The sequence below is a fragment of the Streptomyces flavovariabilis genome (genome assembly GCF_000725785.1).
Lineage (GTDB): Bacteria > Actinomycetota > Actinomycetes > Streptomycetales > Streptomycetaceae > Streptomyces > Streptomyces hawaiiensis.
In genome coordinates this window covers 102,912-117,453 of the sequence record NZ_JNXD01000023.1, presented here as the reverse complement: position 1 = coordinate 117,453, position 14,542 = coordinate 102,912, and the positions used below count along the sequence as shown (strand labels likewise).

Below are 14,542 nucleotides of genomic sequence, written 5' to 3'. Positions count from 1 at the left end.
GAGAGCGGTACCGGATGGGCGAGTTCTGGCCAGTGCCCAACGTGCTGGCGTACCTGGCCGGCCGCTGGCGCGTCACGCGGTCGGTGCGGGATCTCGCGAGCGGCGCGGAGGGTGAGTTCACCGGAACCACCGAGTTCCGTACGGAGGAGACCGGCGGGCTGCTGCACCACGAGTCCGGCACCTTCGTCTGGCAGGGCGTGGCCCGGCCCGCGGAGCGGACCCTGCGGTTCCTGCCGGGCCCGGGCGGCACCGCGGACGTGCGGTTCGCCGACGGCCGGCCGTTCCACGAGCTGGATCTGACCTCCGGGCGGCACATCGCCGGCCACCCCTGCGCCGCGGACCTCTACCGCGGCGAGTTCACCGTCCGGGACGCGGACCACTGGCGGACGGTGTGGTACGTGCGCGGCCCCGCCAAGGATCTCGTGCTGCGCACCGACTACGCGCGTGAAGGCTGAGCCGACGCCCCGTCGAAACGCAGGTTCCAGCGGCCCGCACGACCCGTCACGGAGGTCGTCGACAGCGGACGGACGTCGATGTTCCAGTACGTCGAGGGCGGTGCCTTGAGGGCGTACACCAGGGCGGCCCGGATCACGGACGGCTCGGCCACCGCCACGACCCGGCAGCCGTCCTCGACGGGCCGCGTGTCGAGCCAGCCGCCGACCCGGGTGATGAAGTCGACCAGCGACTCACCACCGTGCGGAGTGGCGCGGGGGTCGGCGAGCCAGGCGTCCACGGCATCCGGCTCCCGGGCCATCGCCTCGCCCAGGGTCAGTCCGCGCCACCGGCCCATGTCGCAGTCACGCAGACCGAGTTGCACCAGCGGCGCGTACCCGAGCCCCTCCCCCGTCGACCGGCTGCGCGGAGTCGGCGAGCAGTAGCGCAGTTCGGCCGCGGCGAGCGGCAGCAGCTCGTGGGCGACGCGCTCCACCTCGCCCCAGCCGGCCTGGTCCAGCGGCCGCTCGTCCTCGAAACGCTCGGCGAGCAGCGGGGAGCTGCGCGCGGCGGCGACGAAGGTGACCCGAAGTGGCATGCGGCGATCGTGGGCGCAGCAAGTGCGCAGGTCAAGAGGTGTTACCTACGAGTTACCCAGGGTGCACCGACCTTCACTGGCCGAAGACGAGCGCCATCCAGTGCTCGGGCCGCTCCAGCCCGGCGAACCCGAGCTTCTCGTACACCCCGTGCGCGTCGTGCGTGGCGAGCAGCACCCGCCGCACCCCGTACGACCGCAACTCGTCCCGTACGGCGGCCACGAGCGCGCTTCCGACGCCCTTGCCCCGCACCGACGGATCGACGTACACATCGCACAGCCACCCGAAGGTGGCCCGGTCGGTGATCACCCGGGCGTACGCGACCTGCTCCCCCGACGCCGTCCCGTACACGCCGAAGTTGAGCGACCCCTCGATCGCCCGGTCCTGCGTCTCCCGGGGGCGCCCCAGCGCCCAGTACGCGTCGGTGGACAGCCAGTGGTGCACGCGCTCGCGGTCGACGCGGGCGGGGTCGGCGGAGATCTCGTAGCCCTCGGGCAGGCTCGGCGTGTCGGTCATGGTCGCGATGCTCGCAGGCCGCCCGAGGCGCGTCGAGCGGTTATCCGAGCACCTCGTCACAGGCCGTACGCAGCCGCCGTACGCCCTCCGCGATCTCCCCGGCCCCGGCGACCGCCGCGAAGCTCAGCCGGACGTGCGCGGCCGGTGGTTCGGCGCTGAAGTACGGGCGGCCGGGCGTGAGGGCGACGCCGGCCCGCAGGGCCGCCGAGGTCAGGACCGTCTCGTCCGTGCCGTCGGGCAGGCGCGGCCACAGGTGGTAGCCGCCGGACGGGATGTGCGGCAGGGCGAACTCCGGCAGGTGCAGGGCGAGTGCGCCGGTCATCGCGTCCCGGCGGGCCTTCAACTCCGCGGAGACGGCCCGCAGATGACGCGGCCAGGCGGGCGAGCCGACGAGTTCGAGCGCCGCCTCCTGGAGGGGGCGCGGCACGAAGAAGGTGTCGACGACCTGGATGGCCCGCAGCCGCTCCAGGACCGGCCCGCGGGCGGCCAGGGCACTGACCCGGAAGCTCGGGGAGGTCGCCTTGGTGAGCGAGGAGACGTGGACGACGACGCCGTCGGGGTCGTCGGCGGCCAGCGGACGCGGCAGCGGCCCCGCGTCCTCGTGCACGAGCCGCCGTACGAAGTCGTCCTCGACGACGAACGCACCCGCTTCCCGCGCGATGCGCAGCACCTCGGCGCGCCGCTCGGGCGCGAGGACGGCGCCGGTGGGGTTCTGGAAGAGCGGCTGGCAGACGAAGGCCGGGGCGCCGGTGGCGTGGAACGCGTCGGCGAGCAGGGCGGGCCTCACACCGTCGGCGTCCACCGGCACGGGTACCGGGCGCAGGCCGGCGGCGCGGGCGATGGCGAGCATGCCGGGGTAGGTCGGCGACTCGACCAGAATGGGGGCGCCGGGCGGGGCGAGGGCGCGCAGGGCGGTGGTCAGCGCGGACTGCCCGCCCGCGGTGACCAGCACCTCGGCGGCCGTGACCGCGCCGCCGATGCTCCGCGCGAACCACTCGCGCAGCTCCGGCAGCCCCTCCATGGGCGGGCGCCCCCAGGCACCGGGACGGCGCCCGGCCCGTGAGAGGGCGGCGGCCATCGCCCGCTCCGGCTGCAACGACGGATGCAGATAGCCGCCGTTGAACTCGATCACGCCGGGCGGCGGCGCGGCGAGCGACACCAGCACCCCGGAGGCGTCGACCGAGCGCGGTACGAGATCGGCGGCACCGTCGGCGCTGAGCGCGACCTCCTGCCAGGAGGTGTCCCCGGCGGGGGCCGGTGCCGTCCGGGCCTGCGCACGGAACGCGCCCGCGCCGGGCCGGGTGACCACGAGGCCCTCGGCGGCGAGCTGCGCCAGGGCACGCGACACCGTCACCGGACTCACCCGGAACCGCTCGACGAGCGCCCGACTGGACGGCAGCTTTCCACCGGGCGAGTAGCGGTCCAGCTCCCGCCTCAGCTGTTCTGCCAGATCACCCACGCTGCTACGCTCTTGCATGAGAGCACAGAGTAGCGCTACTGCGGCGTCCTCGATAGCAGTCGCCACCCCGGGCCCGGAGCGCCCCGGCTTCGGCACCCTCCAGGCCGCCCTCGGCGTCGTGGCCTTCTCCCTCACGTTCCCGGCCACCGCCTGGGGGCTGGAAGGCTTCGGGCCCTGGTCACTGGTCGCCGTGCGCAGCGTGCTCGCCGCCGTGATCGCGGGCGTCGCTCTCCTGGCGCTGCGGGTGCCGCTGCCCGCCCGTCGGCACTGGCCGGGTCTCGCGGTCGTCGGGGCCGGTGTCGTCCTCGGCTTCCCCCTGCTGACCACGCTGGCGCTGGAGACCTCCACCACCGCGCACGCCGCCGTCGTGGTCGGACTGCTTCCGCTGACCACCGCGCTCTGCTCCGCGCTGCGTGTCGGCACCCGGCCCTCGCGCACCTTCTGGACCGCCGCCCTCGCGGGCGCGGCGGCGGTGCTGGCCTTCACCGTGCAGCAGAGCGGCGGCGCCCTGACCACAGCCGACCTGTACCTCTTCGCCGCGCTGCTGGTCTGCGCGGCGGGCTACACCGAGGGCGGCCGGCTGGCCCGGGTGATGCCGGGCTGGCAGGTGATCGGCTGGGCGCTGGTGCTGTGCCTGCCCCTGACCGTGCCCGTCGCCGCGCTCGCCCTGGCGCACGAACCCGTCCGTCTGACCGCGCACAGCGTCACCGGCCTGCTGTGGGTCGCGGCGGGCTCGCAGTTCGCCGGGCTGGTCGTCTGGTACCGCGGCATGGCGGCCATCGGCATCCCCAAGGCCAGCCAGTTGCAGCTCGCCCAGCCGCTGCTCACACTGGTGTGGTCGGTGCTGCTGCTGGGCGAGCACCTCACGGTCGCCGCCCCGCTGACGGCCGCGGCGGTGCTGGTCTGCATCGCCGTCACACAGCGATCACGCGGCTGAGCGGGACGGCGCACGGCCACTGCCGGCAGGCGCCCCCCGCCGTAGACTCAAGGCCACGGACCGCTGCTCCGCACATTCTGAGGAGGCCCCAGATGCGCGCAACCGTGGGCGACCAGCTTGTCCAGCACGGCAGGGTGGTCGGTCAGCACGACAAGGTCGGCGAGATCGTCGAAGTGCTCGGCCGGGAGGGCAACCCGCCGTTCCGCGTCCGGTTCGAGGACGGGCACGAGGGCGTGTGCTCCCCGGGACCCGACACGGAGATCCGGCACAGGGAGACCACCACCGGGCCATGACTCAGCGCGGGGGCGGCGCCGGCTTCCCGTAGTGGTCGGCGACCACCCGCGCCATCGCCCCGATCCGGTCGGCCGCCACGTCCTTGGCCGCGAAGTAGACGTGTCCGCGCACCTGCGGGTAGTCCCCGGCCAGCGTCAGGTGCCGGGACAACTCGCCGGTCTCCTGCCAGGCGGCGGGCTGCGCCGGGGCGCCGGCCTTGTACAGCGCCTCTCCCACGTAGAGCTGCGTCGAGCTGCCGCGTGCGACCCCCGCCCACCACGGCACCAGCTTCGCGTAGTCGGCGGCTGCGAAGCCGATGTTCCAGTACAGCTGCGGGACGATGTAGTCGATCCAGCCCTCGCGCACCCACTTCCGGGTGTCCGCGTGCAGATCGTCGTACGTCTCCACACCCGCCCGGGTGTCCGAGCCGAGCGGGTCGGTGGCGGCGTTGCGCCACACGCCGAAGGGACTGATACCGAAGCGGGCGCGCGGCCGGACCTCCTTGATGCGGTCCGCCGTCTCCCGCACCAGCCGGTCGATGTTGTCCCGCCGCCAGGCGGCCCGGTCCGGGAAGCCGCCGCCGTGCTCGTCGTAGGCCGCGTCGTCGTCGAAGCTCTGCCCCGCCACGGGGTACGGGTAGAAGTAGTCGTCGAAGTGGACGCCGTCCACGGGGTACTTCGCCACCGCGTCGAGCATCGCGTCCTCGACGAAGGCGCGGACCTCGGGCAGCCCCGGGTTGTAGAACAGCTTCCCGCCGTACGTCACCACCCAGTCCGGGTTCTGACGGGCGGGGTGGGAGGCGGCGAGCCGGGCCGGGTCGGCGTGGGCGGCGATCCGGTACGGGTTGAACCAGGCGTGCAGATGGAGGCCCCGGGCGTGCGCCTCCTTCACCGCCGTGCCCAGCGGGTCCCAGCCGGGGTTCTTGCCCTGGGTGCCGGTGAGGTACTGCGACCAGGGCTCGTACGGCGAGGGCCACAGGGCGTCCGCTGTGGGCCGGACCTGGAAGAACACCGTGTTGAGCCGGTTGCGGACCGCCGTGTCGAGGTGGGTGAGCAGTTCGGCGCGCTGCTGCGACGCGGTCAGCCCGGGTTTCGACGGCCAGTCGCGGTTGGCCACGGACGCGATCCAGACGCCCCGCATCTCGGGTTGCGGCGCCCCGCCCTTCCGTCCGGGGGCGGCCGATGCCTGCGGGATCATCGTGAAAGCCGACAGCGCCGCCACCGCGAACGCCCTGCGTGAGACTCGTCCCATCCGCATGCCCCAAAAGCCGCGGATCCGCCCGGTCGCGGATCGCTCCGGGCCCAGCATGCCCGAACCGGACCCGCCCCCCGCGATCGATCATCGATACTTGGCGGTAACGTGCACGAACGGAGCAGGCGCCGGGACCCGGCCGGCCTGCCCGGTCGTGGATCAGCAGCGAAAGGGACGATGTGACGGACATCCCAGCGGGAGACATTGCACGCGTCGGAGTCGTGGGCTGCGGTCAGATGGGCGCGGGCATCGCCGAGGTGTGCGCCCGGGCCGGCCTGGACGTCATGGTCGCCGAGACCACCGGCGAAGCCCTGGAGATCGGCCGCACCCGGCTGTTCACCTCCCTGGCCAAGGCAGCCGAGCGCGGCAAGATCACCGAGGAGGAGCAGGAGGCCACACTGGCCCGGCTGAGCTTCACCACGGATCTCGGCGAGTTCGCCGACCGTGACCTGGTGATCGAGGCCGTCGTCGAGAACGAGCAGGTCAAGACCGAGATCTTCCAGGTGCTCGACCAGGTCGTGACCCGGCCCGACGCGATCCTGGCCTCCAACACCTCCTCGATCCCGCTGGTGAAGCTGGCGGTGGCGACGTCGCGGCCCGATCAGGTCATCGGCATCCACTTCTTCAACCCGGCCCCGGTGCAGAAGCTCGTCGAGCTGATCCCGGCGCTCACCACGTCCGAGGGCACCCTCAGCCGCGCCCAGCTGTTCACCGAGAAGCTGCTGGGCAAGCACGCGATCCGCGCCCAGGACCGCTCCGGCTTCGTGGTCAACGCGCTGCTGATCCCGTACCTGCTCTCCGCGATCCGGATGTTCGAGACGGGCATCGCCAGCCGCGAGGACATCGACAACGGCATGGAGATGGGCTGCGCTCACCCGATGGGCCCGCTGAAGCTGTCCGACCTGATCGGCCTGGACACGGTCGCCTCGGTCGCGCAGTCCATGTACGAGGAGTACAAGGAGCCCCTGTACGCCGCTCCCCCGCTCCTGCAGCGCATGGTCGACGCGGGCCGGCTGGGCCGCAAGACGGGCTCGGGCTTCTACACCTACGGCTGACCGCCCGGCTGAAGCTGCCACCTCAGCGCCGCCGCTCCTCCGGCCACGGCCGGAACCGGCGGCGTCCCCATTCCGCCGCCTGCTCGTTGAGGCGGCTGCGCAGCCACCCCATCCAGAGGGTGAGCGGAGTGGCCGCCAGGGCGAGCAGCAGCGCCGTGCCCCATCCCGTTCCGCCGGAGGAGTACCGGATCACCACGACCGACAGCGCGTAGAGCGCCAGCGCGTACGCCGCGTACTTCTGCCACTTCGTCATGCCGTCCCGGGTACCCCCCAGGCCGATTACGGACGGTCAGATTTCGGCCAAGCTGCGGGCCCGGCACCGGACTTGGTGCCGGGCTCGCGGCATTCACACACCGTGTGCGCGCCGGGCTCGCATATGCCCCTCGCACACTCTCCTCAGGCGCCCACCAGGCGAGTTGACTCCTCATACGCATGCAAGGGATGTGAAACGACTACGGAAAGGAGCGGACTCGTGACCGCCGATCCCGAGCATCCCGTCGTCCATGGAGAACTCGCAGAGTTACGACGCCGCCTCGATGTGGCCTACGCCCGCGTCGAGGGCGGACTGGCTCTGCTCAGCCACCGCACCGAGGAGACCGCCAAGGAGATCGAGGAGCTCAACACCCGGATCCACACGCTCGAACACGCGCGCTGGCCGCTGCCCGCGGTCGCCGCCCTCACCGCCGTGGGCGCCCTCGTCATGGCGATCTGGCAGGTGCTCGGCCGTTGACTCAGGGCAGCGTGTCCTGACCGAGCCTGAGATGGTGCAGCAGAAGTAACGCGGCCGCCATGTTGGCGGCCGGGACCTCGCCGCGGGCGACCATGTCGGGGACGAGCTTGAGAGGCACCCATTCCCGGCGGTCCGACTCGAAGTCGTCCACGGGGTGCCCGACGTACTCGCCCTCGTCGGCCCAGTACACGTGGTGCCGGGCGTCGGTGAGCCCGTTGGACGGCTCCACGCTCATGAGGTGGTGCAGGGGTCCCGGCCGCCAGCCGGTCTCCTCCTCCAGTTCCCTGGCGGCCGCGCGGACGATGTCCTCACCGTCCTCGACCACTCCCGCCGCGAGTTCCCACCCCCAGCTGTCGGTGATGAAACGGTGCCGCCAGAGCAGCAGGACCTCGTTGGCCTCGTTCACGACCGTGGCCACCGCGACGGGCCGCAGCCGTATGAGGAAGTGGTCCAGGTGCCTGCCGTCCGGCAGTTCGACATCTGCGAGATTGACGCTGAACCAGCGGTTTGAGTACACAGTTTGCTCATTGTGTTTCGTCCACTGCACGGTTCTGCCACCTTCCGTCGAGTAAGTGGCAATATCGCAGCAGGGACGTACGGACAGCAGGCGCACGGTAAGCGCCTCGGAGCGACACGGGCACCACCGCCCGGACCTACAACGGTACGCGCAGTGCTCCGTCGATGAGTTCGGCGGCCTCGGCCGTGCCCGCGGTGCCACTGCGCACCAGGTGCTCCCGCACCGCGCGCAGCCGGTCGCGCAGCCGCTGGGACTCCATGCCCCGGGCCTGCTCGGCCATCTGCACGGCGATGACCACCGCCTTGTCGGCGTTGCCCTGCCGCAGCTCGATGGTGCTGAGCATGGCCAGCCGGTGCACCCGGCCGCGGTCGTGCGCCGGGTTGTCGACGGCGGCCGCGGCATGCTCCCCGGCGGCCGCGATCTCCCCGAGGCTCAGCAGTGCCTCAGCGACCTGCACGTTGACGAGCCCGGGCTGGACATAACCCGTCTCGTCGGGCTCGTGGCCGCGCCGGATGCGCTCGGCGGCCTGCTCGGCCCGCCGGATGCAGGACAGGGCACTGCCGCCGTCGCCGAGATGCGCGTACGCCTTGGCCTGCATCGCGTACAGGTCGGAGGCGAGCGCCGGCGTGATGTGCTTGCCGGCGGCCCGCAACGCCGCCTCCGCGAAGGCGACGGACTGGCGGTACTCCCGCATGAACAGCGACTGGTTGACGAGCAGGGCGATCACATACGCCCCGAGTCCCCGGTCCCCGCTGGCCTTGGCGAGCCGCAGCGCCTGGTGGAAGTAGCGCTGGGCGAGGCCGTGCGCGTCGGAGTCGTACGCGCAGATGCCGGCGACCGCCACCAACCCACCCGTGGCCCGGTGCAGTTGGCGGCCGGTCTCGTCGGTGTAGCCGCCGCGCAGCAGCGGGGCGGCCTCGGCGTTGAGAAAGCCGACGATACGGGCCCGCGTCGCGATGCCCCCGGCCTTGCGGTACATCTGCTCGTAGTGGGTGCGGGCGGCCCGCAGCATCTCCAGGTCGCTTGCGGTGACCCGGTGCCGGCCGCCGCGGGAGACGTCCACGTCCTCGGGCGGGTTCTCCCACTCCCACACCGGCATCACGGCGGGCGTGCCGGTGAGCGCGGGCGCGCCCAGGATGTGCGGGCGCTGCTGCTGGTCGGAGCGCCACAGGGCGGTGGCCCGTTCGACGAACCCGGACAGCGAACCGGTGTGCGGGGCGGACGGCTCGCCGGGCACGCCCAGGCCGATGTCGTCGAGGGTGACCGGCCGCTGCAGCCGGGCCGCGAGCACCTCGCAGATCAGGTCGGGCACCTGGCCCCGGGGACGCTGCCCCTTCAACCACCGGGCGACGGCGGTGTGTTCGTACCTCAGGGACAGGCCGCGTGCCCGTCCCGCCTGGTTGACGTGTGCGGCCAGCCCCGCGTGCGAGATCCCCGCTTCGTCCAGGATCGCGTCGAGCAGAGTGTTGGGCTGCATGTGGGCCCCCCGGATGGCTCGGTGCGGCCAGATTAGTGGGTCCGTCATCACACGGGGTGTGAACGGAGTGCCCGAATCCGCGCTGTGTGCGCACTGTCGCTGAGAGTCGCCGGCCGGTTGACTGAGTTGCCTCGAAAGAGGCCGGCCGGGCCGCCGGCTCCCCCTCGTACAGTGCGGCGGCCCGCTACCGCCGTCCGCCCAGCCGCCTGCCCGACACTCCGTGGCGGGGCGGACGGCTCCGCCGGCTGGACCGTCAGGGGCGCGGGGAACTGCGCGAACGACCACGACGAACCCGCGGCCGCCGGCACATCGCAGTTCCCCGCCCCTCGGGCACTCAGCTCCGCAGCTCGGCGCCCACACGCTCGCCCGCGAGGGCCACCGCTGCGTCCCGGGCCGCGGACGCCTCGTCCACGGTCAGCGTCCGGTCGGTCGCGCGGAACCGCAGCGCGTACGCCAGCGACTTCCGCCCCTCACCGAGCTGCTCGACGTTCTCGTACACATCGAACAACCGGATGGACTCCAGCAGTTCCCCGGCACCGTCGCGCAGGGCCTCCTCGACCTCCGCCGCCGGAACCACGGCGTCGACGACCAGGGCGACATCCTGCGTGGCCACGGGAAACGTGGAGATGCGCGGCGCCGCCGCCGTGGCGTCACCGGCGGCCTCCACCGCGTCCAGGTCGATCTCCATCGCGCAGGTGCGCGCGGGCAGCCCGAGGGCCTTCACGACCCGCGGATGCAGCTCGCCCGCGTGCCCCACGACCCGCTCGGCACCGTCCACGGTGACCGCCAGCTCGGCGCACCGCCCCGGGTGCCACGGCCCGTACTGGCCCTTGCGGATGACCAGCTCGGCGCCGGCCTCCCGCGCGACGGCCCGCGCGGCCTCGACCGCGTCGGCCCAGTCGGCCGGACGGCCCTTGCCCCACCAGCCGGCCTGCTCACGCGCACCGGCGAGGACGACGGCCACCTGACGCGGCTGCTCGGGCAGCGCCGCGTTCAGCTCGGCGAGCTCCTCGTCGGTCGGGCGGCGGTCGACCGGCAGCACGGCCGCGATCCGCTGCTCCTCACGCGGGCGGAAGACCAGACCGGACTCGAACAGCGCGAGGTCGTGCGAGCCGCGGCCGTCGTTGCGCCGCAGGGCGGCGAGCAGACCCGGCAGCAGCGACGTGCGCAGCGCGGGCTCCTCGTCACTCAGCGGGTTGCTGAGCTTCACGACGCGCCGCGCCGGGTCGTCCGCGTCGAGGCCGAGCTGGTCGAAGACCTGCTCACCGATGAACGGGTAGTTCAGCGCCTCGACGTATCCGGCACCGGCCAGGGCACGGCCCACGCGGCGGTGCAGCCGCTGCCGGTTCGTCAGGCCGAGGCCCGCCGGGGGCTTGGGCAGCGTGGAGGGCAGGTTCTCGTAGCCCTCCAGCCGGATGACCTCTTCGGCCAGGTCGTTCGGGTCGGTGAGGTCGGGCCGCCAGGAGGGCACGGTGACGATCAGCTCGTCCTGCCCGTACACGTCGCAGCCGACCTCCTGGAGGCGGCGCACGACGGTCTCGCGGCCGTAGGCCACGCCCGCGACCTTGTCCGGGTGGTCGGCCGGGATGGCGATGGTGCGCGGCGCGGAGGGGGCGAGGACCTCGGTGACGCCGGCCTCCGCGGTGCCGCCCGCGAGCAGCACCAGCAGGTCGACGGTGCGCTGCGCGGCGGCAGCGGCGGCCTGCGGGTCGACACCGCGCTCGAAGCGCCGGGACGCCTCGGAGGACAGCTTGTGCCGTCGTGCGGTGCGCGCGATCGACACCGCGTCGAAGTGCGCGGCCTCGATGACGACGTCCGCCGTGGCGTTCTCCACGGCGTCGTGGTCGGCGATCTCCGTGTTGGCGCCGCCCATGACACCGGCGAGCCCGATGGGACCGCGGTCGTCGGTGATCACCAGGTCCTCGGCGTCCAGCGTGCGCTCGACACCGTCGAGGGTGGTGAGCTTCTCGCCCGCCTCGGCCCGGCGCACGCCGATGGTGCCCTGGACCAGGCCGCGGTCGTAGGCGTGCAGCGGCTGGCCGAGCTCCATCATCACGTAGTTGGTGACGTCGACGGCGAGCGAGATCGGGCGCATGCCGACCTTCTGGAGCCGGCGCTGGAGCCAGATCGGGGAGCGGGCCTCGGCGCTCAGGCCGGTCACCGTGCGGGCCGTGAAGCGGTCGCAGCCGGTGGGGTCGGAGATCCGCACCGGGTAGCCGTAGGCGTTCGGGCCGGGCACGTCGATCAGCGCCGGGTCGCGCAGCGGCAGGTTGTAGGCGATGGCGGTCTCGCGGGCGACGCCGCGGATGGACAGGCAGTAGCCGCGGTCGGGCGTGACCGCGATGTCGAGGACCTCGTCGACCAGTTCCAGCAGCTCGACGGCGTCCTTGCCGACCTCGGTCTCCGGCGGCAGGACGATGATGCCCTTGGTGCCGTCGTCGCCCATGTTCAGCTCGTCGCTGGAGCAGATCATGCCGCGCGACATCTTGCCGTAGGTCTTGCGCTCGGCGATCTGGAAGTCACCGGGCAGGACAGAGCCGGGCAGGGCCACGACGACCTTGTCGCCGACGGCGAAGTTGCGGGCGCCGCAGACGATCTCCTGCGGCTCGCCCGTGCCGTTGGCCTGGCCGACGTCGACGGTGCAGAAGCGGATCGGCTTCTTGAACTCCGTCAGCTCCTCGATCGTCGCCACCTGGCCGACGACCAGCGGACCCTTGAGGTCGGCGCCGAGCTGCTCGACGGTCTCGACCTCCAGACCGGCCGAAATGAGCTTGGCCTGGACGTCCCGACCGGTCTCCGTCTCCGGCAGGTCGACGTACTCCCGCAGCCAAGAAAGCGGGACCCGCATCAGATCTCCATCCCGAACGGCCGGGTGAACCGGACGTCACCCTCGACCATGTCTCGCATGTCTTCGACGTTGTGGCGGAACATCAGCATCCGCTCGATGCCGAACCCGAAGGCGAACCCGCTGTACTTCTCGGGGTCGACGCCGCAGGCGGTGAGCACCCGCGGGTTGACCATGCCGCAGCCGCCGAGCTCGATCCAGCCCTCGGAGGAGCAGGTGCGGCAGGGCCGGTCGGGGTTGCCGATGGACTCGCCCTTGCAGACGTAGCAGAGCATGTCCATCTCGGCGCTCGGCTCGGTGAACGGGAAGTAGTTCGGCCGCAGCCGGGTCTTCATGTCCTCGCCGAACAGGGACTGGACCATGTGGTCCAGGGTGCCCTTGAGGTCCGCCATGGTCAGGCCCTCGTCGATCGCGAGCAGCTCGATCTGGTGGAAGACGGGCGTGTGCGTGGCGTCCAGCTCGTCGGTGCGGAACACGCGGCCGGGGCAGACGATGTAGACCGGCAGCTCACGGTCGAGCAGGGCGCGGGCCTGCACCGGGGAGGTGTGGGTGCGCAGGACGACGCCGGACCCGGACTCCTCGGTGCCCTCGGGGCCCTGCACGAAGAAGGTGTCCTGCATCTGTCGGGCCGGGTGGTCGGGCAGGAAGTTGAGGGCGTCGAAGTTGAACCACTCCGCCTCGGCCTCCGGTCCTTCGGCGACCTCGTAGCCCATGGCCACGAAGACGTCCGCGACCCGCTCCATCATGGTGGTGAGCGGGTGCCGGGCGCCGGACGGTACGCGGTCGTACGGCAGCGTTACGTCCACGGACTCCTCGACGAGCACCCGCGCGTCCCGCTCGGCCTCGAGTTCCACCTGGCGGGCGGCGAGGGCCTTGTTCACGGCGCCGCGGGCCTGGCCGACGCGCTTGCCGGCCTCGGCCTTGGCGTGCGGGGGCAGGGCGCCGATCTCGCGGTTGGCGAGGGCCAGCGGCGAGGCGGGGCCGGTCTGGGCGACCTTGGCCTCGTGGAGCGCGTCGAGGGAGTCCGCGGCGGCGAAGGCGGCGAGCGCCTCGTCCCGCATGCGCTCGATCTCTTCCGGTTTCAACGTCTCGACCTCGACAGGGTCGTACGACTTATTCGGTGCCGACATCTCTTCCCGTGCTTCCGATTGGCTGGCTGAAGGTCCCCGTCACCGACTCGGACGGCTGCCTGAAGGGACACAAAGGTGCCATTGGCCGAGTCTAACGGGGTGGAGATACGCGAATGCGCCCGCGGGGCTCAGGCGAGATAGGCCGGAGCGCTCACGGGCAACGTAAATCGGAACTCGGCGCCGGCGCCGGGCGCGCGGCCGACCGTGATGGTGCCGCCGTGGGCCTCGACGATGCCCTTGACGATGTAGAGCCCGAGGCCGGTGCCGCCGCGCTTGCTGCCCCGCCAGAAGCGGGTGAAGACGCGGTTCATGGACTCCTCCGGGATGCCGGGCCCCTCGTCGCTCACGGTGACCGACGTGGCTGCGTTCTCGGCGTACTCGCCCTCGCGGAGGGACGCCGTGGCCGTGACGTCGATCGTGACAGTTCCCTCGCCGTGCCGCACGGCATTTTCCAGGAGGTTGCTGAGCACCTGGTCGATCTTGTCGGGGTCGGCCCACAGGTCGGGCAGAGGCTGCTGGACGCGCAGCAGGAACCGGTCGGCGGGCTGCCCGGCGGCGACGTAGGCCTGGATGTGCCGTCCGACGGCGGCGCCGATGTCGACGGGCTGGCGGCGCACCTCCAGCCGGCCGGAGTCGATCCGGGAGATGTCGAGCAGCTCGGCGATGAGCCGGGTGACCCGGTCGGCGTCGGCGTCGACGGTCTCCAGCATCAGCCGCTTCTGGTCGTCGGTGAAGCGTTCCCACTTGGCGAGCAGGGTGGCGGTGAAGCCCTTGACCGAGGTGAGCGGGGAGCGCAGTTCGTGGGCGACGGTGGCGATCAGCTCGGCGTGGCTGCGCTCGGTGCGGCGGCGGGCCTCGGTGTCGCGCAGGGTGACGACCAGGCGCCGGACCGGTCCGGTGGGCCGGGTGCGGACGTAGCGCGCGGAGACCAGGACCTCGCGGCCGCCGGGGAGGAGGAGGTTGCGCTCGGGCTGTCCGACGCGGATGGCGAGACCGCCGTACGGGTCGGTCAGCTGCCACCAGCGCCTGCCCTCCAGGTCCTCTAACGGCAGGGCCTTCTCCAGCGGCTGTCCGAGGGCGTCCCGGGCGCGGACGGCGGTGATGCGCTCGGCGGCCGCGTTGAAGCAGATGACGCGGCCCTGCTCGTCGGCGACGACGAGCCCGTCGGGCAACTGGTCGGGGTCGATGCCGAGGCCGGCGGTGTCACCGGGTGGCCGGGACGCGGCGGGCGGGCTCCCGGCGTCCTGGGCTCCCGGTGCGCTGCTCGTGCCGACACTCATCCCCGTACCCCACCTCCAAGGCTCCGCAGAGGGGTCCTGAGCTG

Annotated in this window: 15 protein-coding genes; 5 read left to right on the top strand and 10 right to left on the bottom strand. The window is 72.4% G+C overall.

What is annotated here, in order from left to right; translation table 11 throughout:
• Positions 1 to 14 precede the first annotated feature (14 nt).
• Positions 15 to 455, top strand: coding sequence for a DUF6314 family protein (locus IO24_RS0132630; protein ID WP_031142063.1), 441 nt, complete (start codon positions 15 to 17; stop codon positions 453 to 455).
• Here the strand turns inward: IO24_RS0132630 and IO24_RS0132625 are convergent.
• The 3 genes from IO24_RS0132625 to IO24_RS0132615 form a co-directional block, all read right to left on the bottom strand.
• Positions 437 to 1,030 carry a histidine phosphatase family protein gene (locus IO24_RS0132625; protein ID WP_031142061.1) on the bottom strand — a complete coding sequence of 198 codons (594 nt, stop codon included), beginning with the start codon at positions 1,028 to 1,030 and terminating at the stop codon, positions 437 to 439. The two genes, IO24_RS0132630 and IO24_RS0132625, sit on opposite strands and share 19 nt — an antisense overlap.
• A 73-nt stretch (positions 1,031 to 1,103) precedes the next feature.
• Complete coding sequence (locus IO24_RS0132620) at positions 1,104 to 1,544, bottom strand: GNAT family N-acetyltransferase (RefSeq protein ID WP_031142059.1); 441 nt, start codon at positions 1,542 to 1,544, stop codon at positions 1,104 to 1,106.
• A 40-nt stretch (positions 1,545 to 1,584) separates the two neighbouring features.
• Positions 1,585 to 3,021 (bottom strand): aminotransferase-like domain-containing protein, encoded by a 1,437-nt coding sequence (locus IO24_RS0132615; protein WP_031142057.1) that lies wholly within the window; start codon positions 3,019 to 3,021, stop codon positions 1,585 to 1,587.
• Here IO24_RS0132615 and IO24_RS0132610 point away from each other — a divergent pair.
• Both IO24_RS0132610 and IO24_RS0132605 read left to right on the top strand, forming a co-directional pair.
• Positions 3,020 to 3,940, top strand: a complete 921-nt coding sequence (locus IO24_RS0132610) for a DMT family transporter (RefSeq protein WP_031142055.1) — start codon at positions 3,020 to 3,022, stop codon at positions 3,938 to 3,940. The genes IO24_RS0132615 and IO24_RS0132610 overlap by 2 nt on opposite strands.
• A gap of 92 nt (positions 3,941 to 4,032) precedes the next feature.
• The gene (locus IO24_RS0132605) at positions 4,033 to 4,233 is read left to right on the top strand and encodes a DUF1918 domain-containing protein (RefSeq protein WP_031142053.1); all 201 of its coding nucleotides are present in this window, start codon (positions 4,033 to 4,035) and stop codon (positions 4,231 to 4,233) included.
• A gap of 1 nt (position 4,234) precedes the next feature.
• Here IO24_RS0132605 and IO24_RS0132600 read toward each other — a convergent pair whose 3' ends face one another.
• The gene (locus tag IO24_RS0132600; protein WP_031142051.1) at positions 4,235 to 5,464 is read right to left on the bottom strand and encodes a glycoside hydrolase family 10-like protein; all 1,230 of its coding nucleotides are present in this window, start codon (positions 5,462 to 5,464) and stop codon (positions 4,235 to 4,237) included.
• Between the two features lie 179 nt (positions 5,465 to 5,643).
• Here IO24_RS0132600 and IO24_RS0132595 point away from each other — a divergent pair, with 179 nt between their 5' ends.
• Positions 5,644 to 6,519, top strand: coding sequence for a 3-hydroxybutyryl-CoA dehydrogenase (locus tag IO24_RS0132595; protein WP_031142049.1), 876 nt, complete (start codon positions 5,644 to 5,646; stop codon positions 6,517 to 6,519).
• Positions 6,520 to 6,541: 22 nt separating this feature from the next.
• Here the strand turns inward: IO24_RS0132595 and IO24_RS0132590 are convergent, their stop codons facing one another.
• A complete protein-coding gene (locus tag IO24_RS0132590; RefSeq protein WP_031142047.1) occupies positions 6,542 to 6,772 on the bottom strand; it encodes a hypothetical protein in 231 nt (76 codons plus the stop codon).
• Positions 6,773 to 6,991: 219 nt separating this feature from the next.
• Here IO24_RS0132590 and IO24_RS0132585 point away from each other — a divergent pair, with 219 nt between their 5' ends.
• A complete protein-coding gene (locus tag IO24_RS0132585; RefSeq protein ID WP_031142045.1) occupies positions 6,992 to 7,249 on the top strand; it encodes a hypothetical protein in 258 nt (85 codons plus the stop codon).
• A 1-nt stretch (position 7,250) separates the two neighbouring features.
• Here IO24_RS0132585 and IO24_RS0132580 read toward each other — a convergent pair whose 3' ends face one another.
• The 5 genes from IO24_RS0132580 to IO24_RS0132560 all read right to left on the bottom strand — a co-directional run bounded on the left by IO24_RS0132580 (position 7,251) and on the right by IO24_RS0132560 (position 14,498).
• Positions 7,251 to 7,796: an NUDIX hydrolase gene (locus IO24_RS0132580; protein WP_031142043.1), complete on the bottom strand. Its 546-nt coding sequence runs from the start codon at positions 7,794 to 7,796 to the stop codon at positions 7,251 to 7,253.
• A gap of 106 nt (positions 7,797 to 7,902) precedes the next feature.
• Complete coding sequence (locus IO24_RS0132575; RefSeq protein ID WP_031142041.1) at positions 7,903 to 9,243, bottom strand: NsdA family TPR-like regulatory protein; 1,341 nt, start codon at positions 9,241 to 9,243, stop codon at positions 7,903 to 7,905.
• Positions 9,244 to 9,577: 334 nt separating this feature from the next.
• Positions 9,578 to 12,091 (bottom strand): phenylalanine--tRNA ligase subunit beta, encoded by a 2,514-nt coding sequence (pheT, locus tag IO24_RS0132570; protein ID WP_031142039.1) that lies wholly within the window; start codon positions 12,089 to 12,091, stop codon positions 9,578 to 9,580.
• Positions 12,091 to 13,218 carry a phenylalanine--tRNA ligase subunit alpha gene (gene pheS / locus IO24_RS0132565; RefSeq protein WP_031142036.1) on the bottom strand — a complete coding sequence of 376 codons (1,128 nt, stop codon included), beginning with the start codon at positions 13,216 to 13,218 and terminating at the stop codon, positions 12,091 to 12,093. Before pheS ends, pheT begins: the two co-directional genes overlap by 1 nt.
• Before the next feature lie 128 nt (positions 13,219 to 13,346).
• Positions 13,347 to 14,498, bottom strand: coding sequence for a sensor histidine kinase (locus IO24_RS0132560; RefSeq protein ID WP_031142034.1), 1,152 nt, complete (start codon positions 14,496 to 14,498; stop codon positions 13,347 to 13,349).
• Between the last annotated feature and the right edge of the window lie 44 nt (positions 14,499 to 14,542).

Excerpts from the sequence above, each read along its gene's own strand:
- IO24_RS0132560 (WP_031142034.1), bottom strand. The coding sequence starts at position 14,498 with ATGAGTGTCGGCACGAGCAGCGCACCGGGAGCCCAGGACGCCGGGAGC.
- pheS (WP_031142036.1), bottom strand. The coding sequence starts at position 13,218 with ATGTCGGCACCGAATAAGTCGTACGACCCTGTCGAGGTCGAGACGTTG.
- pheT (WP_031142039.1), bottom strand. The coding sequence starts at position 12,091 with ATGCGGGTCCCGCTTTCTTGGCTGCGGGAGTACGTCGACCTGCCGGAG.
- IO24_RS0132630 (WP_031142063.1), top strand. The coding sequence starts at position 15 with ATGGGCGAGTTCTGGCCAGTGCCCAACGTGCTGGCGTACCTGGCCGGC.
- IO24_RS0132610 (WP_031142055.1), top strand. The coding sequence starts at position 3,020 with ATGAGAGCACAGAGTAGCGCTACTGCGGCGTCCTCGATAGCAGTCGCC.
- IO24_RS0132615 (WP_031142057.1), bottom strand. The coding sequence starts at position 3,021 with ATGCAAGAGCGTAGCAGCGTGGGTGATCTGGCAGAACAGCTGAGGCGG.
- IO24_RS0132575 (WP_031142041.1), bottom strand. The coding sequence starts at position 9,243 with ATGCAGCCCAACACTCTGCTCGACGCGATCCTGGACGAAGCGGGGATC.
- IO24_RS0132590 (WP_031142047.1), bottom strand. The coding sequence starts at position 6,772 with ATGACGAAGTGGCAGAAGTACGCGGCGTACGCGCTGGCGCTCTACGCG.
- IO24_RS0132600 (WP_031142051.1), bottom strand. The coding sequence starts at position 5,464 with ATGGGACGAGTCTCACGCAGGGCGTTCGCGGTGGCGGCGCTGTCGGCT.
- IO24_RS0132605 (WP_031142053.1), top strand. The coding sequence starts at position 4,033 with ATGCGCGCAACCGTGGGCGACCAGCTTGTCCAGCACGGCAGGGTGGTC.
- IO24_RS0132625 (WP_031142061.1), bottom strand. The coding sequence starts at position 1,030 with ATGCCACTTCGGGTCACCTTCGTCGCCGCCGCGCGCAGCTCCCCGCTG.
- IO24_RS0132620 (WP_031142059.1), bottom strand. The coding sequence starts at position 1,544 with ATGACCGACACGCCGAGCCTGCCCGAGGGCTACGAGATCTCCGCCGAC.